The organism is Massilia sp. X63, assembly GCF_041023745.1.
Classification (GTDB): Bacteria; Pseudomonadota; Gammaproteobacteria; order Burkholderiales; family Burkholderiaceae_D; genus Telluria.
In genome coordinates this window covers 151544-177275 of record NZ_JBFTEF010000007.1, presented here as the reverse complement: position 1 = coordinate 177275, position 25732 = coordinate 151544, and the positions used below count along the sequence as shown (strand labels likewise).

Genomic DNA, 25732 nt, shown 5'->3' with positions numbered 1-25732 from the left:
TTGCTTGGCGTCGACGGTTCGCAGGCGCACCGAGTGGAATCCGGAACACGACTAGCGTGACCCTTCCACAGACGAGGAGCGGCGATGAGCAAGCATTCAGGCGACCTACGGATCGAGAACCCGACCATGCCGGCCGGCGGCTGGGGGTCGGTACAGGAAGTGACCACCATCCTGCTGCACCAGCGGGTGCCCTTGAAGGACAGCCGGCTGCTGCTGAACCAGAACAAGCCGGACGGCTTTGCCTGCGTCAGCTGCGCCTGGGCCAAGCCGGCCAATCCGCATCCTTTCGAATTCTGCGAAAGCGGCGCCAAGGCCACCGCCTGGGAAACCACCAGCAAGGCGATCGGCGCCGATTTCTTCGAACGCCACACCGTCACCGAACTGGCGGCCTGGGACGACCACCGCCTGGAAGACCAGGGCCGCCTGACGGTGCCGCTGCGCTACGATCCGGCCACCGACAAGTACCGCGAGATCGCCTGGGGCAACGCGTTCGCCGAGATCGGCGCGGCGCTGCGCGGCTTCGACCCGCAGCAGGTCGTGTTCTACAGCTCCGGGCGCGCCTCGCTCGAGACCTCCTATATGTATTCCTTGCTCGCGCGCATGTACGGCAACAACAACCTGCCGGACAGCTCGAACATGTGCCACGAAAGCACCTCGGTCGGCCTGCAGAAGACGCTGGGCGTGCCGGTCGGGACCGTGGCGCTGGAGGACTTCGAGCAAACCGACTGCATCTTCTTCTTCGGCCAGAACGTGGGCGTGAACAGCCCGCGCATGCTGCACCAGCTGCAGGAAGCGCGCCGGCGCGGGGTGCCGATCATCACCTTCAATCCTTTGCGCGAGCGCGGGTTGGTCAGCTTCACCAATCCGCAGTCGCCGGCCGAGATGCTGAGCGGATCCGAAACCGCGATCAGCACCCAGTACCACCAGGTGAAACCGGGCGGCGACACGGCCGCCATCATGGGCCTGTGCAAGGCCATCTTCGCGCACGACGATGCGGCCCGCGGCGCGGGCGCGCAGCGGGTGCTCGACACCGCCTTCCTGCAGGAGCACACCCACGGCCTGGCGGAATTCGAAGCGGCGGTGCGCGCCTGCGACTGGGCCGACATCGAGCGCGAATCCGGCTTGCGCCGCAGTGCGCTGGAAAGCGCGGCGGCCGTGTATTGCGCCTCCAGCGCCGTGATGGCGGTCTACGGCATGGGCCTGACCCAGCACCGTAACGGCGTGCAGAACGTGGCCATGGTGGTCAACCTGCTGCTCCTGCGCGGGAACGTCGGCAAGCCGGGGGCCGGCGTGTGTCCGGTGCGCGGCCACTCCAACGTGCAGGGCCAGCGCACGGTCGGCATCACCGAGAAGCCCGAGCTGGCGCCGCTCGACAAGCTGCAGGAACAGTACGGCTTCGCGCCGCCGCGCGAGAAGGGCATGAACACCGTCGAGGCCTGCGAAGGCATCCTGGCGCGGCGGGTGCAGGCCTTCATCGGCCTGGGCGGCAACTTCGTGCGCGCGGTGCCCGAGCGCGCGCTGATGGAGGCGGCCTGGCGCGAGATTCCCTTGACCGTGCAGGTGTCGACCAAGCTCAATCGCAACCATCTCGTGCACGGCAAGGCCTCGTACATCCTGCCTTGCCTGGGGCGGATCGAGATCGACCGCCAGCGCAGCGGCGCGCAGGCCGTCACCATCGAGGACAGCACCGCCTGCATGCACGGCTCGCGCGGCATGGCCGAGCCGGTGGCCGGCACGCTGCTGTCTGAACCGGCCATCGTGGCCGGCATCGCCAAGGCCACGCTGGACCCGAATCCGCGCGTCGACTGGGACCGCTGGGTGGCCGACTATGCGAGCATCCGCGACGCGATCGCCGCGACCTATCCCGAGATCTTCCACGACTTCAACGCGCGCATGTGGACACCGGGCGGCTTTCGCAAGCCGCTGGGCGCGGCGCACCGGGTCTGGAAGACCCACAGCGGCAAGGCCAATTTCACGGCGCCGGAGGCGCTCGACGCCGACCCCGACATGCCGGGAGGGGCGGCGACGCTGCGCCTGTTCACGGTGCGCAGCGACGGCCAGTTCAACACCACGATCTACAGCCACGACGACCGCTTCCGCGGCGTCTACGGCAGCCGCATGGTGCTGTTCATGGCGCGTGCCGACATGGCGAAACACGCGCTGGCGCAGGGCGACCTGGTGGCCTTGCGCTGCGCTGCCGAGGATGGCGTCGAGCGCCGCGTCGGCGGATTGGCCGTGGTGCCCTACGACGTGCCGGAAGGCTGCATCGCCGGCTACTTCCCGGAACTGAATCCCCTGATCCCGCTGTGGCACCACGCCAAGGAAAGCAAGGTGCCGGCGGCCAAGGCGATCGACGTGATCCTCGAACGCGGGAGCCGGGTATGAACGCGGGCCAGGATTTTTTCGCCCCGGCCGGCGCCTGCCGCCTGCCGGCCGGACGCTGGCGCGACGGCGGGCTGGAAAGCGCCACCGAGCTGGTGGCGGACGAGGTGCCGGTGGCGCTGGTTTACAACGGCATCAGCCATGCCGTGATGCTCGCCTCGCCCCAGGACCTGGAAGACTTCGCGCTCGGCTTCTCGCTGGGCGAGCGCATCGTGCTCGAGGCGCGCGAGATCTACGACATCGAGGTCGAGCAGGCGCCGAACGGCATCGCGGTCGGCATGCGCATCGCCGGCGGCGCCATGCTGCGCCTGAAGGAGACGCGCCGCGCGCGCCTGGGCAAGACCGGCTGCGGCCTGTGCGGAGTCGAGAGCCTGGCCTGCTTCGACGAGGATGCGTTCGCTCCCGATGTGCAGGCGCAGGCCGATGCGCGCTTCGCTCCCGAAGCCCTGCACCGCGCGATGGCGGCGATGGCGGCGCGCCAGGACCTGCACCATGCGACCGGGGCCGTGCACGCGGCCGGCTGGGCCGGCCGCGACGGCGAACTGCTGTGCGTGCGCGAGGATATCGGGCGCCACAATGCGCTCGACAAGCTGGTCGGCGCCGTGGCGCGCGCCGGGGTGGACAGGACGGACGGCTTTGCCGTGGTGACCAGCCGCGCCAGCTACGAGATGGTGCAGAAGGCGGCGCGCGCGGGCTTCCCGATGCTGGCCGCGATCTCGGCGCCGACCGCGCTGGCGGTGCGGGTGGCGCAGCAGGCCGGCCTGACCCTGGCCGGTTTCGTGCGGGGAGGGCGCCACGTTCTCTACACCCATGCGCAGCGGCTTGCGCCACGAGCGCAGTAGAGCCGGTATGATGCGCTCCTGATTTTCGAGATTCTGGAGCATTCATGGTCATCGTGACCCACAACGGCAAGTTCCATGCGGACGACGCATGGGCGGTCGCCGTCCTGCACATCCTCTTCCCTGACGCCGAGATCGTCAGGACGCGCGAACCCGCCATCATCGAGGCCGCCGACTTCGCGGTCGACGTCGGCGGCATCTGGGACCCGGCCGCCGGCCGCTTCGACCACCACCAGAAAGGCTTCGAAGGCGCGCGCGCCAGCGGCGTGCCCTACGCCAGCGCCGGCCTGGTCTGGCGCGAATACGGCGCGCGCTGCGTCGCCGCGCTGGCCCTGGCGCATACCGGGCACCGGCTGGAAGACGATACGGCCCAGCAGATGGCCTATGCGATCGACGCCGACATCGTCCAGTACCTCGACCTGTCGGACGTGGGCGCGGCCAAGAACGCGCCGGGCGGCTACGGCATGTCGGCCGTGGTCTCGGGCTTCAACCCGAACTGGCTGGACGAGCAGCGCCTCGGCTACGGGCTGGAGGCGGAAGCCTATCGCCTGGCGCAGTTCCGCAAGGCGATGGCCTTCCTCACCGAGGTGATCGTCAACGCGGTCAAGTACCGCGTCGGCGCGATCCTGGCGCTGGCCCAGGTGCGCCAGGCCAGCGTGCTGGAAAACGGCCGCCTGCTGTTCCTGAAGAACGCGGCGCTGCCCTGGAGTTCGGTGGTGCGCAAGGAAATGCCGAAAGTGCTGTTCGTGCTCAGCCACAGCCTGTCGGAAGACCGCTACATGCTGCACACGGTGCCGGCCACGGTCGATACCTTCGATGCGCGCGCCGACCTGCCGGAGAGCTGGGCCGGCCTGCGCGACGCCGACCTGGCGGCCGTCACCGGGGTGCCGGACGCCAAGTTCTGCCACAACGGCCGCTTCATCGCCGCCGCCAAGACCTACGAGGGCGCATATGCGATGGCCAAGCAGGCCTTGCAGGCCGTGGACGCCGGCCTCACGCCGCTGTTCAGCCCGCGCGAGGCGCTCGCTTCCTGAGTGGTCCCTGCGTTGTCTTTGCGTTAAGCAGGGCACGGTCAGGCGCGCCCGGAAACCGTATCTTGGACCCATGGCCAAGATCGTTTCGATGAAGAAGCTTTACGCAATGCAGCGTATGTCGGCCGCGCTGAACCGGGCCTCGGCAGCGCGGCCCTTCGGTCCGGAAACGGACCGGGCCCTGCGCTGGGCCGCGGCCTGGGGCATGTCGGCCGGCATCCGCACCCCGCATACGCGGCTGCGCCTGCGCCGCGATACCCTGCTGGGCGTCAGCGCCACACAAACGGTCGACCGCAACATCCGCTCCTGACCGGCGTTTCCGGTGACGCGGGGCGCGCAAGTTTTCCGGCTCTCCCTTACAATTGTGGTTTTTTCAACACGGGAGCTTCCATGCGCGCCATCGAAATCACGCAGCCGGGCAAGCCGGACGTCCTGCAGTTGTGCGAACGGCCGGTGCCGGTGCCGAAGGCCGGCGAGGTCTTGATCAAGGTGCACGCGGCAGGCATCAACCGCCCCGACGTGCTGCAGCGCCTCGGCAAGTATCCGGTGCCGCCCGGCGCCTCCGATCTGCCGGGCCTGGAAGTGGCCGGCGAGATCGTCGACGGCGACTACGCCGCAGCCGGCTTCGACAAGGGCGACCTGGTCTGCGCACTGGTGCAGGGCGGCGGCTATGCCGAATACTGCACCGCGCCGGCCGAGCAGTGCCTGCCGCTGCCCAAGGGCTTGAGCGCCCTGGAGGCAGCCTCGCTGCCCGAGACTTTTTTTACCGTTTGGTCAAATATTTTCGACCGCGCGCAACTGGCGCCGGGCGAAACCCTGCTGGTGCAGGGCGGCAGCTCGGGCATCGGCGTGACCGCGATCCAGCTCGCCACGGCGCTGGGCCACCGCGTGTTCGCCACCGCCGGTTCGGACGAGAAATGCCGCGCCTGCGAGCAGCTCGGCGCCGAGCGCGGCATCAACTACCGCAGCGAGGACTTTGCCGCCGTGGTCAAGGAACTGACGGGCGGGAAGGGCGTCGACGTGATCCTCGACATGGTTGCCGGCGACTACATCCCGCGCGAGATCGACTGCCTGGCCGACGACGGCCGCATCGCCCTGATCGCGCTGCTCGGCGGGGCAAAAGCCGAGATCGACCTGGGCCAGGTGCTGCGCCGCCGCCTGCACATCAGCGGTTCCACGCTGCGCCCGCGCCCGGTCGCCTTCAAGGCGGCGATCGCGCGCAGCTTGCGCGAGCGCGTGTGGCCGCTGTTCGAACAGGGCAAGCTCAAGCCGGTCATCTACCGCAGCTTCCCGCTGGCCGAGGCGGCGCAGGCGCATGCGCTGATGGAGTCCAGTACCCATGTCGGCAAGATCGTGCTGGAAGTCGCGGCGTAACGCGCTAACAGATTGAATCAAAAGGGAAGTGGCGGGCGAACGCTGCCTTCTTCATTGTTTGACCGCCACATATTCGGCCGCTAGAATAGCGGGTTAATTTAAAGATGGGGTTCTATGCGTCCCAAACTCGTCGTAGGTAACTGGAAAATGAACGGCAGCCGCGCGGCCAACGCCACGCTCCTGACCGGCATCCTGGAAGGTTTGAACAATGCCAAGGCCGAGGTCGCCGTGTGCGTGCCGGCACCTTACCTGTTCCAGTGCGAAGAACTTCTGAAGGGCTCCCCGGTCGCATGGGGCGCGCAGGACGTTTCCTGCCATCCGGTCGGCGCCTACACCGGTGAGGTGTGCATGTCGATGCTGCAGGATTTCGGCTGCCGCTACGTGATCGTCGGCCACTCCGAGCGCCGCGCCTACCATGGCGAGAGCAGCGAACTGGTGGCGAAGAAGGCGAAGGCGGCGCTGGACGCCGGCCTGACCCCGATCGTCTGCGTCGGCGAAACCCTGGAGCAGCGCGAAGCGGGCCAGACCATGGAAGTGGTGGGCGCCCAGCTCGACGCCGTGCTGGAAGCGGTCGGCGTCGAGGCCGTGGACAAGATCGTGCTGGCCTACGAGCCGGTGTGGGCGATCGGCACCGGCAAGACCGCGACCCCGGCCATGGCCCAGGAAGTGCACGCCGCCCTGCGCGAAAAGCTGCGCGCCTGCAACGCCGAAGCGGCGCAGCGCACGCTGGTGCTGTACGGCGGCAGCATGAAGCCGGATAATGCGGCGGACCTGATGGCGCAGCCGGACATCGACGGCGGCCTGATCGGCGGTGCGGCGCTGAAGGCGGCGGACTTCCTCGGAATCATTCGCGCAGCGAATTGAGAGATTTACAGTTTCAGCAGTAAAGCGTCAGCAGCAAGGCTTCAGTAGTACTCAGCGTATTAAAGCATCTAAAAACGTCGTCAACTTGGGAATGGAATTGCAATGAACACCGTGTTCAATCTGATTATTGTTGTGCAGGTTATTTCGGCCCTGGCCATCATCGGCCTGGTGCTGGTCCAGCACGGCAAGGGCGCCGACATGGGCGCGGCCTTCGGCTCCGGCGCCTCGGGCAGCCTGTTCGGCGCCTCCGGCTCGTCGAACTTCCTGTCGAAGTCGACCGCCGTCGCGGCCGCCGTGTTCTTTGCTTCGACCCTGGCGCTGGCCTGGTTCGGCAACAGCCGCGCCACCCCGGGCGCCGACGGCGGCGTGATGGAGCGCGTGACCGTGCCGTCGTCGAAGGCGCCGGCCACGGGCATCCCGAACGACGTGCCGGGCGCCGGCCCGAACGCCGGCCCGGCAACGGCCCCGGCAGTGCCCGTCAACGACGTCCCGCAGACCCCGGGCGTCTCGAACCCGGCGCCGTCGACCGCAGCGCCGGCGGCGCCGGCTGCTCCTGCACCGGCTCCGACCAAGTAATTCCTGCCGAAATCCGGGGCGGGCCGTACGCCCGTTCCGGATTAGGAGTAGAATGCGGCACGCCATCTGGACGCGCCGCCGGTGGTAAAAGGGTAAAAGCCCGTTCGATGCAGACAGGCCTGCGAGCAGGATTGGCTGGTCTCAATAGAAATGTTGAGTAATTGCGAAAATTCCTTGTGATAGCGCAATTTGTGCATTGAAAAGTAGTGCTAAAGCAGGTTAAAATACTGGTCTCCAGCCGACGTGGTGAAATTGGTAGACACGCTATCTTGAGGGGGTAGTGGCGCAAGCTGTGCGAGTTCGAGTCTCGCCGTCGGCACCAAGATACAAAGAAGCCAGCAAGGGCGCAACGAGCATACGCTCTCATGCCTGCGCTGGCTTTTTTACGGCTCATGCGGTCCTGGTGGAAGGTCCTCAGCCAGGGGCGGGTGGGTCGGCGCTGCAGCTCTGCAGTGTTTCATTAACCGATCGTTCAAATAGGCTTCATCGTGAACCTCGAAAATTACTTCCCCGTTCTTCTCTTTATCCTGATTGGCGTCGGCGTCGGCGTCGCTCCCCAGGTGCTCGGCCGCCTCCTCGGTCCACACCGTCCCGACGCAGCCAAGCTGTCCCCGTATGAATGCGGCTTCGAAGCCTTCGAAGACGCGCGCATGAAGTTCGACGTTCGCTACTACCTGGTGGCGATCCTGTTTATTTTGTTTGATCTGGAAACGGCATTCTTCTTCCCATGGGGCGTCTCGATGCGCGAACTGGGCTGGACCGGTTTCATCACGATGATGGTGTTCATCGCCGAATTCATCGTGGGCTTCTGGTACATCTGGAAGAAAGGTGCCCTTGATTGGGAATAAGCCATGGCAATTGAAGGCGTATTAAACGAAGGTTTCATTACCACCACAGCCGATAAGCTGATCAACTGGGCGCGCACGGGATCGATGTTCCCGATGACGTTCGGTCTGGCATGCTGCGCGGTCGAGATGATGCATGTGGGCGCTGCCCGCTACGATCTCGACCGTTTTGGCATTGTGTTCCGCCCCTCGCCGCGCCAGTCCGACGTGATGATCGTCGCCGGCACGCTGTGCAACAAGATGGCTCCCGCCCTGCGCAAGGTGTACGACCAGATGGCCGAACCGCGCTGGGTGATCTCGATGGGCTCCTGCGCCAACGGCGGCGGCTACTACCACTACTCGTACTCGGTGGTGCGCGGTTGCGACCGCATCGTGCCGGTCGATGTCTACGTGCCGGGTTGCCCGCCGACTGCGGAAGCCCTGCTGTACGGCATCATGCAGCTGCAGAACAAGATCAAGCGCACCAACACCATCGCGCGCTAAAAAAGACAGCGAAACACCATGACGACGAAACTCGAAACCCTTGAACTCGCCCTGAAAAATGCACTGGGCGAGGGCGCTGCGATTAGCTCGGCGCTGGGCGAAGTGACTGTGGTGGTCAAGGCCGCCGACTACATCCGCTCGATGCAGGCGCTGCGCGACACGCCGGCACTGCGCTTCGAACAAATGATCGACCTGTGCGGCGTCGACTATTCCCAATACGGTGAAGGCACCTGGGAAGGTCCGCGCTTCGCGGTGGTCGTGCACCTGCTGTCGGTGCAGCACAACTGGCGCGTGCGCGTGCGCGTGTTCTGCACCGACGACGACATGCCGATGATCGAGTCGATCACCCCGATCTGGCGCGCCGCCAACTGGTTCGAGCGCGAAGCCTTCGACCTGTTCGGCATCCTGTTCGACGGCCACGGCGACCTGCGCCGCATCCTGACCGACTACGGCTTCATCGGCCACCCGTTCCGCAAGGACTTCCCGATCACGGGCTATGTCGAGATGCGCTACGACCCTGAACAGAAACGCGTGATCTACCAACCGGTGACGATCGAGCCGCGCGAGAACATCCCGCGCGTGATCCGCGAAGAAACCTACGGGACATCGAAATAATGGCTGAGCTTAAGAATTACACCCTGAACTTTGGTCCGCAGCACCCGGCAGCGCACGGCGTGCTGCGTCTGGTGCTGGAACTGGACGGCGAAGTGATCCAGCGTGCCGACCCGCACATCGGCCTGCTGCACCGCGGCACCGAGAAGCTGGCCGAGACCCGCACCTACCTGCAGTCGGTCCCGTACATGGATCGCCTCGACTACGTCTCGATGATGTGCAACGAGCACGGCTACGTGCTGGCCGTCGAAAAGCTGCTGGGTATCGAAGCGCCGATCCGCGCGCAGTACATCCGCACCATGTTCGACGAGATCACCCGTCTGCTGAACCACCTGATGTGGCTGGGCGCGCACGCGCTCGACATCGGCGCCATGGGCCCGTTCCTGTATGCCTTCCGTGACCGCGAAGACCTGTTCGACGTGTACGAAGCGGTCTCGGGCGCGCGCATGCACGCGGCCTACTACCGCCCGGGCGGCGTGTACCGCGACCTGCCGGACCGCATGCCGCAGCACCGCGAATCGCCGATCCGCTCGAAGAAGGCGATCGACGAGCTGAACCGTGACCGCCAGGGCTCGGTGCTGGACTTCATCGAAGCCTTCACCAAGCGCTTCGACGGCTACGTCGACGAATACGAAACCCTGCTGACCGACAACCGTATCTGGAAGCAAAGGACCGTCGGCATCGGTGTAGTCAGCCCGGAAGACGCGCTGGCCATGGGCTTCACCGGCCCGATGCTGCGCGGTTCGGGCATCGCCTGGGACCTGCGCAAGACCCAGCCGTACGCGGCCTATGACAAGGTCGAGTTCGACATCCCTGTCGGCACCAACGGCGACTCCTACGACCGCTACCTGGTGCGTATCGAAGAAATGCGCCAGTCGAACCGCATCATCAAGCAGTGCATCGCCTGGCTGCGCGTGAACCAGGGTCCGGTGATGATCGACAACCACAAGATCGTGCCGCCGAACCGCATGGACATGAAGTCCAACATGGAATCGCTGATCCACCACTTCAAGCTGTTCACCGAAGGCTTCCACGTGCCGGAAGGCGAGGCCTATGCGGCGATCGAGCACCCGAAGGGCGAGTTCGGCATCTACATCGTGTCGGACGGCGCCAACAAGCCGTATCGCCTGAAGATCCGCACCCCGGACTATGTCCACCTGCAAAGCCTCGACGAAATGTCGCGTGGCCACATGATCGCCGACGCCGTCGCGATCATCGGTACGCAGGATATCGTGTTCGGCAGTATCGACCGTTAAGAGGCAGGAAAAGATTATGTTATCGCAGGAATGCTACAAGAAAATCGATCGTGAGCTGGCCAAGTACCCAGCCGATCAGCGCCAGTCGGCCGTGATGGCTTCGCTGGCCCACGCCCAGGTCGAACTGGGCTGGCTGTCGCCGGAAACCATGCAGGAAATCGCGGACTACATCGGCATGCCGGCCATCGCCGTGCAGGAAGTGGCGACGTTCTACAACATGTACAACCTGAAGCCGGTCGGCAAGGCCAAGATCACGGTCTGCACCAACCTGCCGTGCGCCCTGTCGGGCGGCGAGCGCGCCGGCCAGTACCTGAAGGACAAGCTGGGCATCGACTACCGCGAGACCACCGCGGACGGCCAGTTCACCCTGGTCGAAGGCGAGTGCATGGGCGCCTGCGGCGACGCCCCGGTCATGCTGGTGAATAACCACCGCATGTGCTCGTTCATGAACGACCAGAAAATCGACGCCCTGGTAGAGGAACTGAAGAAATGACCAGCCTGCACGACCGTCACATCAATCCGCTGATCCTGAAGGATCTGAACGGCGAAAACTGGCACCTGGAAGACTACGTCAAGCGCGGCGGCTACTCGGCCCTGCGCCGTATCCTCGAGGGCGGCGTCACCCAGGAACAGGTCATTGCCGACCTGAAGGCATCGGGCCTGCGCGGCCGCGGCGGCGCCGGTTTCCCGACCGGCCTGAAGTGGAGCTTCATGCCGCGCCAGTTCCCTGGCCAGAAATACCTCGTCTGCAACACCGACGAAGGCGAGCCGGGTACCTTCAAGGACCGCGACATCATCCGCTACAACCCGCATGCGCTGATCGAAGGCATGGCCATCGGCGCCTACGCGATGGGCATCACCGTGGGCTACAACTACATCCACGGCGAGATCTTCCAGGAATACCTGCGCTTCGAAGAAGCGCTGGAAGAGGCGCGCGCCGCCGGCTTCCTGGGCGATAACATCATGGGTTCGAACTTCTCGTTCCAGCTGCATGCGCACCACGGCTACGGCGCCTACATCTGCGGCGAAGAAACCGCACTGCTGGAGTCGCTGGAAGGCAAGAAGGGCCAGCCGCGCTTCAAGCCGCCGTTCCCGGCCTCGTTCGGCCTGTACGGCAAGCCGACCACGATCAACAACACCGAGACCTTTGCGGCCGTTCCGTTCCTGCTGAACCTGGGCCCGGAAAACTACATGGCGCTCGGCAAGCCGAACAACGGCGGCACCAAGATCTTCTCGATCTCGGGCGACGTCGAGCGTCCGGGCAACTACGAAGTCCCGCTGGGCACCCCGTTCGCCAAGCTGATGGAGCTGGCCGGCGGCATGCGCGGCGGCAAGAAGATCAAGGCGGTGATCCCGGGCGGTTCGTCGGCGCCGGTGATCCGCGGCGAGGTCATGATGGATACCGACCTCGATTACGACTCGATCGCCAAGGCCGGTTCGATGCTGGGTTCGGGCGCCGTGATCGTCATGGACGAGACCCGCTGCATGGTCAAGTCGCTGCTGCGCCTCTCGTACTTCTACTACGAGGAATCCTGCGGCCAGTGCACCCCGTGCCGTGAAGGCACCGGCTGGATGTACCGCATGGTTCACCGCATCGAGCACGGCAAGGGCCGTCCGGAAGACATGGACCTGCTGAACAACATCGCCGGCAACATCAAGGGCCGCACCATCTGCGCGCTGGGCGACGCCGCCGCGATGCCGGTGGAAGCGATGATCAAGAACTTCCGCGAGGAATTCGAATATCACATCGAGCACAAGCACTGCCTCGTGCCCGCATACCTTTAAACCAGGTCAGGTAACGATCAAATGGTTGAAATTGAATTAGACGGCAAAAAAGTCGAAGTCGCACCAGGTTCCATGGTGATGGACGCCGCAAACAAACTCGGGACCTACATCCCGCACTTCTGCTATCACAAGAAATTGTCGATCGCAGCGAACTGCCGCATGTGCCTGGTCGAAGTCGAGAAGGCGCCGAAGCCGCTGCCGGCCTGCGCCACACCGGTGTCGCCGGGCATGATCGTGCGCACCCACAGCGACAAGGCGGTGCAGGCACAGAAGTCGGTGATGGAGTTCCTGCTCATTAACCACCCGCTGGATTGCCCGATCTGCGACCAGGGCGGCGAATGCCAGCTGCAGGACCTCGCGGTCGGCTACGGCAAGGGCGAATCGCGCTACCAGGAAGAAAAGCGCGTGGTGGCCCCGAAAGAGGCCGGCCCGCTGATCTCGATGGAAGAGATGGCGCGCTGCATCCAGTGCACCCGCTGCGTGCGTTTCGGCCAGGAAGTGGCCGGCGTGATGGAATTCGGCATGGTCGGCCGCGGCGAGCACTCGGAGATCACCACCTTCGTGGGCAAGACCGTGGACTCGGAAGTGTCGGGCAACATGATCGACCTGTGCCCGGTCGGCGCGCTCACCAGCAAGCCGTTCCGCTACTCGGCACGTCCGTGGGAACTGCAGCGCCGCAAGTCGATCGCGCCGCACGACTCGCTGGGCTCGAACCTGATCGTCCAGGTCAAGGGCGGCAAGGTCATGCGCGTGCTGCCGCTGGAAAACGAAGCCATCAACGAATGCTGGCTGTCGGACAAGGACCGCTTCTCGTACGAAGCGCTGGACAACGCCGACCGCCTGACCGGCCCGATGATCAAGCAGGACGGCAAGTGGATCGACACCGACTGGCAGACCGCCCTCGAGTACGTCGCCCACGGCCTGCGTAACATCCGCCACGAGCACGGCGCCGACAGCATCGCCGCCGTCGCGACCCCGCACTCGACCCTGGAAGAACTGTACCTGCTGAACAAGGTCACCCGCGGCCTTGGCTCGGACAACATCGAGTTCCGCCTGCGCCAGACCGATTTCGCGCTGGACGGCCAGGTCACCCCATGGCTGGGCATGCCGATCGCGAACTTCTCGCAACTGAAGCGCGCCTTCGTCATCGGTTCCAACCTGCGCAAGGACCATCCGCTGGTCGCGACCCGCCTGCGCACCGCCACCAAGGGCGGCGCCAAGCTGTCGCTGCTGCAGGCTGGCGACGACGACCTCCTGATGCCGGTCGCCAACAAGCTGATCGCCGCACCGAGCGACTGGCTGGCCGCGCTGTCGGAAGTCGTGTCGGCCGTCGCCGGCGCGAAGGGCGTCAATGCCCCGGCAGGTTTCGAGAACGTCCAGGCAGGCGAGGGCGCCCGCGCCATCGCCGCTTCGCTGGTCGGTCAAGAGACCCTGGGCGCGGTGCTGCTGGGTAACGCTGCTTCCTACCACCCGCAAGCCTCGAAGATCCACGCCGCCGCGCAATGGATCGCCGAGCAGACCGGCTGCAGCTTCGGCTACCTGGTCGACGCCGCCAACACCGTCGGCGGCCACATCGTCGGCGCGCTAGGGAAGGGCGAAGCGGTGTTCGCATCGCCGAAGAAGGCCTACGTGCTGCTGAACGCGGAACCGGAACTGGATGCGGCCAACCCGCAGCAGGCCCGTGCCGCCCTGGATGGCGCGGACATGGTCGTCGCGATGTCGGCCTTCAAGCACGGCATGGACTTCGCCGACGTGCTGCTGCCGATCTCGCCGTTCAGCGAGACCGCCGGTACGTTCGTGAACTGCGAAGGCCGCGCACAGAGCTTCAACGGCACCGTCAAGCCGCTCGGCGAAACCCGTCCGGCCTGGAAAGTGCTGCGCGTGCTGGGCAACCTGCTGGGCCTGTCGGGCTTCGACTACGAGACTTCGGAGTCGATCCGCGACGAAGCCATCGGCAAGGGCAATACCGACCTGTCGGCCAAGCTGAACAACGTCGCCAAGCTGGGCCCGAGCGTGGGTTCCTACGCACCGGCCGGCCAGCTCGAGCGCGTCGCCGACGTGCCGATCTACTTCACCGACGCGCTGGCGCGCCGTTCCGAGCCGCTGCAGCGCACCGCCGACGCGAATGCGCCACTGGTGAGCCTGTCCAAGGCCGTGGCCGAACAACTCGGCGTCAAGGCCGGCGACCTGGTGCGCGTCTCGCAGGGTGCGGGCAGCGCCGTGCTGGTGGCCAACGTCGATGCACGCCTGCCGTCGAACGCAGTGCGCGTGGCTGCCGGCCATCCGGCCGTCGCCACCCTGGGTGCGATGTTCGGTTCGATCAATGTTGAAAAAGCAGGGGAGGGCAAGTAATGGCAACGCCCGGTTTTATCGATAGTTTTTATGAAATGGGCGCTGCCAGCCCGATCGCGCCGGCCTGGCCACTGATCTGGACTGTGATCAAGATCCTGGTGGTGCTGCTGCCGCTGATGGGCCTGGTGGCTTACCTGACCCTGTGGGAGCGCAAGCTGATCGGCTGGATCCAGATCCGCGTGGGCCCGAACCGCGTGGGTCCGGGCGGCCTGCTGCAGCCGATCGCCGACGCGCTCAAGCTGCTGCTCAAGGAAATCGTCATCCCGGCCAAGGCCAACCGCAGCCTGTTCGTGATCGGCCCGATCATGACCATCATGCCGGCGCTGGCCGCCTGGGCGGTGGTTCCCTTCGGTCCGCAAGCCGCGCTGGCCAACGTCAACGCCGGCCTGCTGTTCCTGATGGCGATCACCTCGATGGAAGTCTACGGCATCATCATCGCCGGCTGGGCCTCGAACTCGAAGTACTCGTTCATGGGCGCGATGCGCGCCTCGGCACAGATGATTTCCTACGAAATCCCGATCGGCTTCGTGCTGGTCGTGGTGCTGATGGTGACCGGCAGCCTGAACATGACCGACATCGTCGTCAGCCAGGAAATCGGCCGCTTCGCCGACATGGGCCTGAACTTCCTGTCGTGGAACTGGCTGCCGCTGCTGCCGCTGTTCGTCATCTACTTCGTGTCCGGCCTGGCCGAGTGCAACCGCCACCCGTTCGACGTGGTGGAAGGCGAGTCGGAGATCGTTGCCGGTCACATGGTCGAGTACTCGGGCATGTCCTACGCGATGTTCATGCTGGCCGAATACGCCAACATGATCCTGATCTCGACCCTGTGCGCGATCCTGTTCCTGGGCGGCTGGTCGGCTCCGTTCGGCTTCCTGGAATTCGGCGCGATCGGCGGCTTCTTCTGGCTGTTCCTGAAGATGTTCATGATGGTTTCGCTGATGATCTGGGTCCGCGGCACCTTCCCGCGCTACCGCTATGACCAGATCATGCGCCTGGGCTGGAAAGTGTTCATCCCGCTGACCCTGATCTGGCTGGTGCTGGTCGCCGCCTGGATGCAGACCCCGTGGAACATCTGGACTGCTGTGAAGTAAGGAAGCAAACAAAAAATGAATCGGATTAAAGAAATTGTCGGCAGCCTGATGCTGTCCGAACTCTTCAAGGGCCTGGCCCTGACCGGCAAGTATGCGCTGTCGCGCAAGATCACGGTCCAGTACCCGGAAGAGAAGACGCCGATGTCGAACCGCTTCCGCGGCCTGCACGCCCTGCGTCGCTACCCCAACGGGGAAGAGCGCTGCATCGCCTGCAAGCTGTGCGAAGCAGTCTGCCCGGCCATGGCGATCACGATCGAGTCGGCGCAGCGCGAGGACGGCACCCGCCGCACCACGCGCTACGACATCGACTTGACCAAATGCATCTTCTGCGGCTTCTGCGAAGAATCCTGCCCGGTCGACTCGATCGTCGAAACCCACGTGCTGGAATACCACGGCGAAAAGCGCGGCGATCTCTACTACACCAAAGAGATGCTGCTGGCCGTCGGTGACCGCTACGAAAACGACATCGCCGCGGCCCGCGAGGCGGACGCGAAGTACCGATAAGAAAAGGCTGTCTAAGTCATGGAATTCACCTCCTTCCTGTTCTACGCGTTCGCGGCCATCATGGTGCTGGCCTCGCTGCGCGTTATTACCACCAAGAACCCGGTGCACGCCGCGCTGTTCCTGGTGCTCGCGTTCTTCAACGCGGCCGGCATCTGGCTGCTGCTGAAGGCCGAGTTCCTGGCCATCGTGCTGGTGCTGGTCTACGTCGGCGCCGTGATGGTGCTGTTCCTGTTCGTCGTCATGATGCTCGACATTAATATCGACCGCATGCGCGAAGGCTTCTGGGGTTACCTGCCGCTGGCCTCGGGCATCGGCGCCCTGATCGTGCTCGAGATGGCCGCCGTCCTGTGGCGCGGCTTCCTCGACTTCGAGCAGTCCCCTGCCGCTGCCGCCGCCAACATCGGCGGCACCAAGGAACTGGGCCTCTTGATCTACACCAAGTACATCTACGGCTTCGAGATCGCAGCCGTGATCCTGCTGGTGGCGATCGTGGCCGCCGTCGCCCTGACCCTGCGCAAGCGCAAGGACACCAAAGCAATCGACCCGGGCCTCGCCGTCCGCGTCAAGCGTAACGACCGCCTGCGCATCGTCAAGATGGATGCGGTCAACCAGCGCGCCATCGATGCAGCAGCCGCCGAACAAGCAGCAGCAGCAACGGCAGCCGCACCGAAGGAGGCACCATGACTTTGTCGCTCGCACATTACCTGATCCTGGGCGCGATCCTGTTCGCGATCTCGGTGATCGGCATCTTCCTGAACCGGAAGAACATCATCATCCTGCTGATGGCCGTCGAACTGATGCTGCTGGCGGTGAACCTGAACTTCGTCGCGTTCTCGCACTACCTCGGAGACGCGGCAGGGCAGATCTTCGTGTTCTTCATTCTGACCGTCGCGGCCGCCGAATCGGCAATCGGCCTGGCGATCCTGGTGGTCCTGTTCCGTAACCTGGACACGATCAATGTGGAAGACCTCGACAGCCTGAAGGGCTGATGGTCTCGGCTGATTAACAATAACGATTAAGGTTCAACAATGGCGGGGCAACTCTCTTCCTCAATGTTACTGGCGGTGCCTCTGGCGCCGCTGGCAGGCTCGGCGATCGCCGGCCTGCTCGGTACCAAGTTCTTCGGCAACGTGGTCGGCCGCAAGGTGTCGCACACCGCGACCATCCTGGGTGTCCTGATCGCGCTGATCATCTCGGTCCAGACCCTGATGGCGGTGCTCGGCGGCGCCACCTTCAATGAAGACATCTACACCTGGATGCACGTCGGCACGCTCAAGCTGGCCGTCGGCTTCCAGATCGACACCCTGTCGGCCATGATGATGTGCGTGGTCACCTCGGTGTCGCTGATGGTCCACATCTACACGATCGGCTACATGGCCGAGGACGAAGGCTACAACCGCTTCTTCTCGTACATCTCGCTGTTCACCTTCTCGATGCTGATGCTGGTCATGTCCAACAACTTCCTGCAGCTGTTCTTCGGCTGGGAAGCGGTGGGCCTGGTCTCGTACCTCCTGATCGGCTTCTGGTATACCCGTCCGACCGCGATCTTCGCCAACATGAAGGCCTTCCTGGTCAACCGTGTCGGCGACTTCGGCTTCATCCTCGGCATCGGCCTGCTGCTGGCCGCTTCCGGCTCGATGCAGTACACCGACGTGTTCGCGCAGGCCGACAAGCTGGCCGGCATGACCGTGCCGGGCATCGGCTGGCCGCTGCTGACCGCCGCCTGCATCTGCCTGTTCATCGGCGCGATGGGCAAGTCGGCGCAGTTCCCGCTGCACGTCTGGCTGCCGGACTCGATGGAAGGCCCGACCCCGATCTCGGCGCTGATCCACGCCGCAACCATGGTTACCGCCGGTATCTTCATGGTGTCGCGCATGTCGCCGCTGTTCGAGCTGTCGGACGGCGCACTGAGCTTCATCATCGTGATCGGCTCGATCACCGCGCTGTTCATGGGCTTCCTGGGCATCATCCAGAACGACATCAAGCGCGTTGTTGCTTATTCCACGCTTTCGCAGCTGGGCTACATGACCGTCGCGCTGGGCGTGTCGGCCTACTCGGTGGCCGTGTTCCACCTGATGACCCACGCCTTCTTCAAGGCGCTGCTGTTCCTCGGCGCGGGTTCGGTCATCATCGGCATGCACCACGACCAGGACATGCGCAACATGGGCGGCCTGCGCAAGTACATGCCGATCACCTGGATCACCTCGCTGCTCGGCTCGCTGGCCCTGATCGGTACCCCGTTCTTCTCGGGCTTCTACTCGAAGGACTCGATCATCGAAGCAGTGCACGCATCGAACCTGCCGGGCGCCGGCTTCGCCAACTTCGCCGTGCTGGCCGGCGTGTTCGTGACCGCCTTCTACTCGTTCCGCATGTACTTCCTGGTGTTCCATGGCGAATCGCGCTGGAACAAGCCGCAGCCGCACAGCCACGGCCACGATTCGGACGCGCATAACGAAGAAGACGCGCACGATGCGCACGACGACCATCATCACCACGGCCTGCAGCCGGGCGACAAGCCGCACGAGTCGCCATGGGTCGTGACCCTGCCGCTGGTCCTGCTGGCGATCCCGTCGGTCATCATCGGTTACCTGGCCATCGGCCCGATGCTGCACGGCGACTTCTTCAAGGACGTGATCTTCGTCAGCCCGAACCATCCGGCGATGGCGGAACTGAACGAAATGTTCCACGGCCCGATGGCGATGGCCCTGCACGGCCTGCAGACCGCACCGTTCTGGCTGGCACTGGCCGGCGTCGCGACCGCGTACTACTGCTACATGGTGAATCCGCGCGTCCCGGCCTGGTTCTACGCCAAGTTCAAGCCGCTGCACACCCTGCTGGACAACAAGTACTACATGGACAAGTTCAACGATGTCGTGTTCGCCGGCGGCGCGCGCGCCATCGGTGGCGGCCTGTGGAAAGTGGGCGATCGCGGCCTGATCGACGGCCTGCTGGTCAACGGTTCGGCCAAGCTGGTCGGCTGGTTCTCGACGATCACCCGTACCTTCCAGACGGGCTACATCTACCACTACGCGTTCGTGATGATCGTCGGCGTGCTGGCAACCCTGCTGTGGTTCTTCCCGTTCTGGCGCGGTTAATACAGGCAGATAAGAAAAGCGAAAAATGATGCAGTCAATTTCTACATTTCCTCCTTACCTGAGCCTGGCGATCTGGCTCCCGATCGTCTTCGGCCTGATCGTGCTGGCCGTCGGCCGCGACAAGAACGCCGGCTTCACCCGCCTGCTGGCCCTGGTCGGCGCGGTGGTCAGCTTCCTGCCGACCCTGCCGCTGATCATGAACTTCGACAGCAGCGCGCACGGCATGCAGTTCTATGAAGCCGCCACCTGGATCGAACGCTTCAACGTGTTCTACAAGCTGGGCGTGGACGGCCTGTCGCTGTGGTTCGTGCCGCTGACCGCCTTCATCACCATCATCGTGGTGCTGGCGGCATGGCAGGTGATCGAAGAGCGCATCGGCCAGTACATGGGTTCCTTCCTGATCCTGTCGGGCCTGATGATCGGCGTGTTCGCCTCGCTGGACGGCCTGCTGTTCTACTTCTTCTTCGAAGCCACCCTGATCCCGATGTACATCATCATCGGCGTATTCGGCGGCCCGAACCGTGTGTACGCAGCATTCAAGTTCTTCCTGTACACCTTCTTCGGCTCGCTGCTGACCCTGGTCGCGATCATCTACCTGTACAACGCTTCGGGTTCCTTCGACATCCTCGAATGGCACAAGCTGCCGCTCACGATGAACGAGCAGATACTGATCTTCATCGCCTTCTTCATGGCCTTCGCCGTGAAGGTCCCGATGTGGCCGGTGCACACCTGGCTGCCGGACGCCCACGTGGAAGCGCCGACCGGCGGTTCCGTGGTGCTGGCCGCGATCATGCTGAAGCTGGGCGCCTACGGTTTCCTCCGTTTCTCGCTGCCGATCGCCCCGGACGCCTCGCACTACCTGGCCCCGGTCGTCATCGCCTTGTCCCTGATCGCCGTGATCTACATCGGCCTGGTGGCCCTGGTCCAGAAGGACATGAAGAAACTGGTTGCGTACTCGTCGATCGCCCACATGGGCTTCGTCACCCTGGGCTTCTTCATGTTCAACGACCTGGGCGTGCAGGGCGGCCTGATGCAGTCGATCTCGCACGGCTTCGTGTCGGGCGCGATGTTCCTGTGCATCGGCGTGCTGTACGACCGCGTCCACTCGCGTGAAATCGCCGACTACGGCGGCGTCGTCAACACGATGCCGAAGTTCGCCGCCTTCGCCGTGCTGTTCTCGATGGCCAACGCCGGCCTGCCGGCCACCTCGGGCTTCATCGGCGAATTCATGGTGATCCTGGGCGCCGTCGAATTCAACTTCTGGACCGGCCTGGCTGCGGGCACTGCCCTGATCCTGGGCGCCGCCTACTCGCTGTGGATGGTCAAGCGCGTCGTGTTCGGCCCGATCGGCAACAAGCACGTCGCCGAACTGACCGACCTGAACGGCCGTGAATTCGCCATCCTGGGCGTGCTGGCCATCGCCACCCTGTGGATGGGCCTGTACCCGGCGCCGATCGCCGAGACGCTGCAGGTGTCGGTGACCGACCTCCTGCAACACGTCGCAGTCAGCAAAGTGCCTCAATAAAAGCCATGAATGAAATGAACTCCACATTGTTAGCAGCGGCCGACACCAATCTGGCGCCGGTCTATGCCGAAATCTTCCTGCTGATCGCGGCTTCCGCGATCCTGCTGATCGACATGTTCCTGAAGGAGGGCAAGCGCCACCTGACGTACGTGCTGACCCTGCTGGCCATCTTCGGCTGCGGCGTGCTCACCTTCGCCGACATGAGCGCCGGTGCGACCGTCTTCACCTTCAATGGCATGTACGTGTCGGACCCGATGTCCAACCTGCTCAAACTGGTGACCTACGTGGCCACCGCCATGACCCTGGTGTATTCGCGCCAGTACACCGGCGACCGCGCCATGATGTCCGGCAACCTGGGCGGCGAGTTCTATGTGCTCGCGCTGTTCTCGATGCTCGGCCAGATGATCATGATCTCGGGTAACAGCATGCTGTCGATCTACCTGGGCGTGGAACTGATGTCGCTGTCGCTGTACGCGCTGGTGGCAATGCGCCGCGATCACGCGATCTCGACCGAAGCCGCGATGAAGTACTTCATCCTGGGCGCGCTGTCCTCGGGCTTCCTGCTGTATGGCATGTCGATGATCTACGGCGCCACCGGCTCGCTCAACATCGACGCCATCAACCAGGTCAGCAGCGCCGCGGGCGCCAACCAGAACATCCTGGTCTTCGGCCTGGTGTTCGTGGTCGCCGGCCTCGCCTTCAAGCTGGGCGTGGTCCCGTTCCACATGTGGGTGCCGGACGTGGTGCAGGGCGCCCCGACCTCGGTCACCCTGCTGCTGGGCGGCGCGCCGAAGCTGGCGACCTTCGCCATGGTGATCCGCCTGCTGGTGGAAGGCCTGCCGGCCATGGCCTTCGACTGGCAGCAGATGCTGCTGGTGCTGGCCGTGCTGTCGCTGGCCGTGGGTAACATCACTGCGATCGCACAGACCAACATCAAGCGCATGCTGGCCTACTCGACCATCGCCCAGATGGGCTTCGTGGTGCTGGGCATGATGACCGGTGTGGTGGGCGGCGACAGCACCAATGCCGCCGCGTCGTACAGCGCCGCCATGTATTACACGATCACCTACGTCCTGACCACGGTCGGCAGCTTCGGCTTGATCATGATGCTGGCGCGCGCCGGCCATGAGGCCGAAACCATCGCCGACTTCAAGGGCCTGGGCAAGCGTTCGCCGTGGTTCGCGATCGTCATGACCGTCCTGATGTTCTCGCTGGCGGGCGTGCCGCCGATGGTCGGCTTCATGGCCAAGTGGGCGGTGCTGCAGGCCGTCGCCAATGCCGGCATGGTGTGGCTGGCCGTGGTGGCCGTGCTGTTCTCGCTGGTGGGCGCCTTCTACTACCTGCGCATCGTCAAGACCATCTGGTTCGACGAAGCCGTGGACACCGCCCCGATCAACACCCCGGCCGACATGCGCGCCGTGATGTCGATCAACGGCGTGGCCGTGGTCCTGCTGGGTATCGTCCCGGGCTGGCTGCTGGCGGTGTGCTACACCACCATGCAGGCAACCCTGGCCAAGTAATCGGGCCCGCCGGTGGATTCTTCCCTGGCAGCCTGGCTGGTGGTCGCGATTTCGATCGCGGCCGCCAACCTGCCTTTCCTCAGCGAGCGCGTCTTCGGTGTCATCCGCCTGAGCCCGAAGCCGGCCGCTGGCGCCACTCCCTCCCTGCGCACGAAGTCCCTCCCGCTGCGCCTGCTCGAGTTAATTGTTTTATACTTCGTCGTCGGCTTCCTGGCTCGCATGCTGGAATCCCGGATCGGCGGCGTGTTCGCGCAGAACTGGGAGTTCTATGCGATCACCGGCTGCCTGTTCCTGGTGCTGGCCTTCCCCGGTTTCGTCCTGCGTTACCTGCGCAAGCAGCGCCGTTGAATATGGTGGTGGGCGGCCAAGCCGCTCACCCCATGAACCTCGATACGGAGCCTGCATGACGCTCGAATTGAACGAAACCCGCCTCGACGGCGGCGTGGTCTACGATGGTCCTTTCCTCAAAGTCGAGCGCGACAAGATCCAGCTGCCCGACGGTTCGATTTCCCACCGTGAGTTCATCCGCCACCCCGGCGCGGTCGTGATCCTGCCGCTTCTGCCGGACGGCCGCGTCCTGCTCGAACGCCAGTTCCGCTACCCGAACCGGCAGGTCTTCATCGAGTTCCCGGCCGGGAAGATCGACCCGGGCGAAGACCACCTCGACTGCGCCAAGCGCGAGCTCGAGGAAGAGACCGGCTACACGGCCGCCAAATGGCGCTTCGTCTGCACCATCCACAACGCGATCGCTTATTCCGACGAGCACCTGGAGCTGTTCCTGGCCGAGGATCTCACTGCCGGCGCGCAGAAGCTCGACGAGGGCGAGTTCCTCGAAACCTTCAGCGTCACCGTGCCCGAACTGCTCGACATGGTGAAGCGTGGCGAGATCACCGACGTGAAGACCATCATCGGTACTTTCTGGCTCGAGAAGATCCTGTCCGGCGCCTGGACCCCGGCCTGCGCGGCCTGACGGCTGATCCCATGCCGCGGTTGCCCGTGCTCGCCGTGCTGTGCTGGGCCGCGCTCGGAGCGTGCGGCGCCCAGGCCGCCGAGCGCAGCGCGTTCCAGGCACGCTGCGAGGGCAGCATGGACGAGTCGCTGTCGGTACTGATCGGCACCCAGCACGGCTTCCGCATCGACAACACGGTCGGCTACCGCGCGCTGACGACGATGAAGGGCCGGGCCCGCGCCAACCAGGTCGTACTGGGGCTGACCCGCACCGAGTCGGTGGTCGGCATCAAGGTCGGCGGACGCCTGTTGAGCGACCCGGCCAGCGGCTACGAGTGCATCGCTCCACATATCGAGGTCAAGCTCACCTATCCGCCGATCGTGGTCTACATCGGCCGCGAATTCCGGCCCGGCTCCTGCGCCTACGACGAGCTGCTGGCGCACGAGATGCGCCACCTGAACGCCTACCTCGACTACCTGCCCAAGGCCGAGGCGCGGGTGCGCCAGGCCCTGGAGCGGCGCTTCGGCGACAAGCCGCTGTATGCCCGCATCGGCCAGTCGCAAAGCCTGCTCCAGCGCGAGATCGACCACGGCTGGATGCCCTATATTAAGAGCGAGATGGCGAAGGTCGAGGCGCTGCAGGCGGCCATCGATTCGCCGCAAGAATATGCCCGCCTCGGCAAGGTTTGCGGAGGTGAGGTACAGTCGCTGATTCGCCCTGTACAAAAACGCAAGACATGAGCAAGCACACAGCAGCACCAACACCCCCAGGGAGTTCGCAACGCTATTTCGCCTTGCTCCCGGCAGCCGGGGTCGGCGCCCGCATGGCGGCCGGCAGCCCCAAGCAGTACCTGCAGATCGGCGGCAAGCCGATGCTGCGCCACACCATCGATGCCTTCCGCTCCAGTCCCCTGGTCGCGCATACCTATGTGGTGGTGAGCCCGGACGACCCGTTCATCGACGGCGTCGCCCCGCATGATGGCGTGACCGTGCTGCGCTGCGGCGGCGCTACCCGCATGGAATCGATCCGCAACGGCCTGCGCCTGCTGCACGGGCAAGTGGCGGCCGACGACTGGGTCCTGGTCCATGACGCCGCGCGACCGGGGCTCGATGCGGAACTGATCGAACGCCTGATCGTCGAAACTGGAGAGCACCCGGCCGGCGGGCTGCTGGCGCTGCCGGTGGTCGACACCGTCAAGCGCAGCGTGACCGGCGCGGCGGTCAGCGGCACGGTCGCGCGCGACGGCCTCTGGCTGGCCCAGACGCCGCAGATGTTCCACTACCAGCTGCTGTGCCGTGCACTGGATGCCGCGACCGACCCGTCCGCGATTACCGACGACGCCAGCGCGGTTGAAGCGCTGGGACTGGCCCCCAAGTTGGTGGAAGGACATCCCCGCAACCTGAAAGTCACGCTGCCGGCCGACATCCGCATTGCCGAGATCTACCTAGCAGCCTTCCGCAAAGAACCGAAAGACAACGAAGCGAACTAAACGACCATGGTACAAGCATCCTTCAATCCCACCCCGCCGTTCCGCATCGGAACCGGCTACGACTGCCACGCGCTGGTCGAGGGGCGCAAGCTCATCGTCGGCGGCGTGACCATCCCGCACCGCCTCGGCCTGCTCGGCCACTCCGACGCCGACGTGCTGCTGCACGCGATCATCGATTCGCTGCTGGGCGCCGCCGCCCTGGGCGACATCGGCAAGCATTTCCCGGACACCGACCCGATGTTCGCCGGCGCCGATTCGCGCACCCTGCTGCGCGAGGTGGCGCACCGCGTGGTGGCGACCGGCTACACCATCGGCAACATCGACGCGACCATCATTGCCCAGCAGCCGAAGATGGCGCCGCACATCCCGCAGATGGTGTCGCGCATCGCCGAAGACCTGGGCGTGTCGCCGCAGCAGGTCAACATCAAGGCCAAGACCAACGAAAAGCTCGGCTTCCTCGGGCGCGAAGAGGGCATGGCGGCGGAAGCGGTATCGCTGCTGGTGCGCGCCGCCCAGGCCTGATCAGCGTGCGGCTTGCCGGCGGCGGCGCGCCGCGAAGCCCAGCAGGCCCGCGCCCAGCAGGGCCAGCGATGCCGGTTCCGGCACGGCGCCGGCGCCATCGTCCGAATAGGTCCTGAACGTCAGGTCGTAGCCCAGGTAGGGCCATGCGTCATGGAAGGCGGTGCCGTTCGCGTAAGAACGGTAGTTCGCATAGGCGGCAACCAGGTCCGTGTTGCTGGCGCTCAGGCGCAGGAAATACTGCGTACCGGTGTCCAGCGCGACCGGGTTCCAGAACACGTCCACCCAGCCGCTGCTGCTGTCGATCCTGGTGGCCGTCCCGTGCGCCAGCATGTTCCCGCCGCTGATCGCATCGAAGATCCCGATCGTCACGTCGGTACTGGTCGCGGTGTACCAGGCGGGGTGGACGAAGATGCCGGCGCCGGAAATATTGTCGGCGCTCTGCTTGAAGGACTGTCCGCAGGCGAAGGCCAAGCCCATGCCGCAGAAGCCCCCGAGCATCGTCGGGTTGTCCTGGTTGACGATCGGTGCGGCGCCGGCCGTGCCCGGACCGGCCAGCAGGAGCGAAGCGCAGGCCGCGAGGGCCAGTTTCCGCAGTTTCATGGTGGTTCTCCTTGTCGGAAATTATTCCTACATGCAAG

The 25732-nt window shown here is 64.7% G+C and carries 27 protein-coding genes and 1 tRNA gene; 27 read left to right on the top strand and 1 reads right to left on the bottom strand.

What is annotated here, in order from left to right:
- The first annotated feature begins 84 nt into the window (after positions 1-84).
- The 27 genes from AB3347_RS15750 to ispF all read left to right on the top strand — a co-directional run bounded on the left by AB3347_RS15750 (position 85) and on the right by ispF (position 25094).
- Positions 85-2385: an FdhF/YdeP family oxidoreductase gene (locus AB3347_RS15750; RefSeq protein ID WP_369092744.1), complete on the top strand. Its 2301-nt coding sequence runs from the start codon at positions 85-87 to the stop codon at positions 2383-2385.
- Positions 2382-3224 carry a formate dehydrogenase accessory sulfurtransferase FdhD gene (gene fdhD, locus AB3347_RS15745; RefSeq protein WP_369092743.1) on the top strand — a complete coding sequence of 281 codons (843 nt, stop codon included), beginning with the start codon at positions 2382-2384 and terminating at the stop codon, positions 3222-3224. Before AB3347_RS15750 ends, fdhD begins: the two co-directional genes overlap by 4 nt.
- A 44-nt stretch (positions 3225-3268) precedes the next feature.
- Positions 3269-4255 carry an MYG1 family protein gene (locus tag AB3347_RS15740; protein ID WP_369092742.1) on the top strand — a complete coding sequence of 329 codons (987 nt, stop codon included), beginning with the start codon at positions 3269-3271 and terminating at the stop codon, positions 4253-4255.
- 106 nt (positions 4256-4361) lie between these two features.
- Positions 4362-4562 (top strand): hypothetical protein, encoded by a 201-nt coding sequence (locus AB3347_RS15735; protein WP_369092741.1) that lies wholly within the window; start codon positions 4362-4364, stop codon positions 4560-4562.
- An 80-nt stretch (positions 4563-4642) separates the two neighbouring features.
- Positions 4643-5626 (top strand): NAD(P)H-quinone oxidoreductase, encoded by a 984-nt coding sequence (locus tag AB3347_RS15730; RefSeq protein WP_369092740.1) that lies wholly within the window; start codon positions 4643-4645, stop codon positions 5624-5626.
- A gap of 114 nt (positions 5627-5740) precedes the next feature.
- The gene (tpiA, locus tag AB3347_RS15725; protein ID WP_369092739.1) at positions 5741-6490 is read left to right on the top strand and encodes a triose-phosphate isomerase; all 750 of its coding nucleotides are present in this window, start codon (positions 5741-5743) and stop codon (positions 6488-6490) included.
- Between the two features lie 102 nt (positions 6491-6592).
- Positions 6593-7066 (top strand): preprotein translocase subunit SecG, encoded by a 474-nt coding sequence (gene secG / locus AB3347_RS15720; protein WP_369092738.1) that lies wholly within the window; start codon positions 6593-6595, stop codon positions 7064-7066.
- A 237-nt stretch (positions 7067-7303) separates the two neighbouring features.
- Positions 7304-7388, top strand: a tRNA-Leu gene (locus tag AB3347_RS15715).
- Between the two features lie 166 nt (positions 7389-7554).
- Positions 7555-7914 carry an NADH-quinone oxidoreductase subunit A gene (locus AB3347_RS15710; RefSeq protein ID WP_288381368.1) on the top strand — a complete coding sequence of 120 codons (360 nt, stop codon included), beginning with the start codon at positions 7555-7557 and terminating at the stop codon, positions 7912-7914.
- A 3-nt stretch (positions 7915-7917) separates the two neighbouring features.
- Entirely contained in the window at positions 7918-8394 is a 477-nt protein-coding gene (locus AB3347_RS15705; RefSeq protein WP_020654624.1) for an NADH-quinone oxidoreductase subunit B family protein, read from the top strand.
- 18 nt (positions 8395-8412) lie between these two features.
- Complete coding sequence (locus AB3347_RS15700; RefSeq protein ID WP_369092737.1) at positions 8413-9009, top strand: NADH-quinone oxidoreductase subunit C; 597 nt, start codon at positions 8413-8415, stop codon at positions 9007-9009.
- A complete protein-coding gene (locus AB3347_RS15695) occupies positions 9009-10262 on the top strand; it encodes an NADH-quinone oxidoreductase subunit D (RefSeq protein WP_369092736.1) in 1254 nt (417 codons plus the stop codon). The genes AB3347_RS15700 and AB3347_RS15695 overlap by 1 nt, the downstream gene beginning before the upstream one ends.
- A gap of 16 nt (positions 10263-10278) precedes the next feature.
- Positions 10279-10755: an NADH-quinone oxidoreductase subunit NuoE gene (gene nuoE / locus AB3347_RS15690; protein WP_369092735.1), complete on the top strand. Its 477-nt coding sequence runs from the start codon at positions 10279-10281 to the stop codon at positions 10753-10755.
- Complete coding sequence (gene nuoF / locus AB3347_RS15685; RefSeq protein ID WP_369092734.1) at positions 10752-12047, top strand: NADH-quinone oxidoreductase subunit NuoF; 1296 nt, start codon at positions 10752-10754, stop codon at positions 12045-12047. The genes nuoE and nuoF overlap by 4 nt, the downstream gene beginning before the upstream one ends.
- A gap of 21 nt (positions 12048-12068) precedes the next feature.
- Positions 12069-14399 (top strand): NADH-quinone oxidoreductase subunit NuoG, encoded by a 2331-nt coding sequence (nuoG, locus tag AB3347_RS15680; protein ID WP_369092733.1) that lies wholly within the window; start codon positions 12069-12071, stop codon positions 14397-14399.
- Positions 14399-15490 carry an NADH-quinone oxidoreductase subunit NuoH gene (nuoH, locus tag AB3347_RS15675; RefSeq protein ID WP_369092732.1) on the top strand — a complete coding sequence of 364 codons (1092 nt, stop codon included), beginning with the start codon at positions 14399-14401 and terminating at the stop codon, positions 15488-15490. The genes nuoG and nuoH overlap by 1 nt, the downstream gene beginning before the upstream one ends.
- 15 nt (positions 15491-15505) lie before the next feature.
- Positions 15506-15994 (top strand): NADH-quinone oxidoreductase subunit NuoI, encoded by a 489-nt coding sequence (nuoI, locus tag AB3347_RS15670; RefSeq protein WP_027863876.1) that lies wholly within the window; start codon positions 15506-15508, stop codon positions 15992-15994.
- Positions 15995-16012: 18 nt separating this feature from the next.
- The gene (locus AB3347_RS15665) at positions 16013-16678 is read left to right on the top strand and encodes an NADH-quinone oxidoreductase subunit J (protein ID WP_369092731.1); all 666 of its coding nucleotides are present in this window, start codon (positions 16013-16015) and stop codon (positions 16676-16678) included.
- The gene (gene nuoK, locus AB3347_RS15660) at positions 16675-16983 is read left to right on the top strand and encodes an NADH-quinone oxidoreductase subunit NuoK (protein WP_027863874.1); all 309 of its coding nucleotides are present in this window, start codon (positions 16675-16677) and stop codon (positions 16981-16983) included. The genes AB3347_RS15665 and nuoK overlap by 4 nt, the downstream gene beginning before the upstream one ends.
- 39 nt (positions 16984-17022) lie before the next feature.
- Complete coding sequence (gene nuoL, locus AB3347_RS15655) at positions 17023-19089, top strand: NADH-quinone oxidoreductase subunit L (RefSeq protein WP_369092730.1); 2067 nt, start codon at positions 17023-17025, stop codon at positions 19087-19089.
- Positions 19090-19114: 25 nt separating this feature from the next.
- Complete coding sequence (locus AB3347_RS15650; protein ID WP_369092729.1) at positions 19115-20614, top strand: NADH-quinone oxidoreductase subunit M; 1500 nt, start codon at positions 19115-19117, stop codon at positions 20612-20614.
- A 5-nt stretch (positions 20615-20619) separates the two neighbouring features.
- Positions 20620-22134 carry an NADH-quinone oxidoreductase subunit NuoN gene (nuoN, locus tag AB3347_RS15645; RefSeq protein ID WP_369092728.1) on the top strand — a complete coding sequence of 505 codons (1515 nt, stop codon included), beginning with the start codon at positions 20620-20622 and terminating at the stop codon, positions 22132-22134.
- A gap of 12 nt (positions 22135-22146) precedes the next feature.
- Positions 22147-22482 (top strand): DUF2818 family protein, encoded by a 336-nt coding sequence (locus tag AB3347_RS15640; protein WP_369092727.1) that lies wholly within the window; start codon positions 22147-22149, stop codon positions 22480-22482.
- 55 nt (positions 22483-22537) lie between these two features.
- Positions 22538-23104: an NUDIX domain-containing protein gene (locus AB3347_RS15635; protein ID WP_369092726.1), complete on the top strand. Its 567-nt coding sequence runs from the start codon at positions 22538-22540 to the stop codon at positions 23102-23104.
- A gap of 11 nt (positions 23105-23115) precedes the next feature.
- Positions 23116-23823, top strand: a complete 708-nt coding sequence (locus AB3347_RS15630) for a hypothetical protein (protein ID WP_369092725.1) — start codon at positions 23116-23118, stop codon at positions 23821-23823.
- Positions 23820-24572 carry a 2-C-methyl-D-erythritol 4-phosphate cytidylyltransferase gene (ispD, locus tag AB3347_RS15625; protein ID WP_369092724.1) on the top strand — a complete coding sequence of 251 codons (753 nt, stop codon included), beginning with the start codon at positions 23820-23822 and terminating at the stop codon, positions 24570-24572. Before AB3347_RS15630 ends, ispD begins: the two co-directional genes overlap by 4 nt.
- A gap of 6 nt (positions 24573-24578) precedes the next feature.
- Complete coding sequence (gene ispF, locus AB3347_RS15620) at positions 24579-25094, top strand: 2-C-methyl-D-erythritol 2,4-cyclodiphosphate synthase (protein WP_369092723.1); 516 nt, start codon at positions 24579-24581, stop codon at positions 25092-25094.
- Here ispF and AB3347_RS15615 read toward each other — a convergent pair whose 3' ends face one another.
- Entirely contained in the window at positions 25095-25694 is a 600-nt protein-coding gene (locus AB3347_RS15615) for a PEP-CTERM sorting domain-containing protein (protein ID WP_369092722.1), read from the bottom strand.
- Positions 25695-25732: the final 38 nt, after the last annotated feature.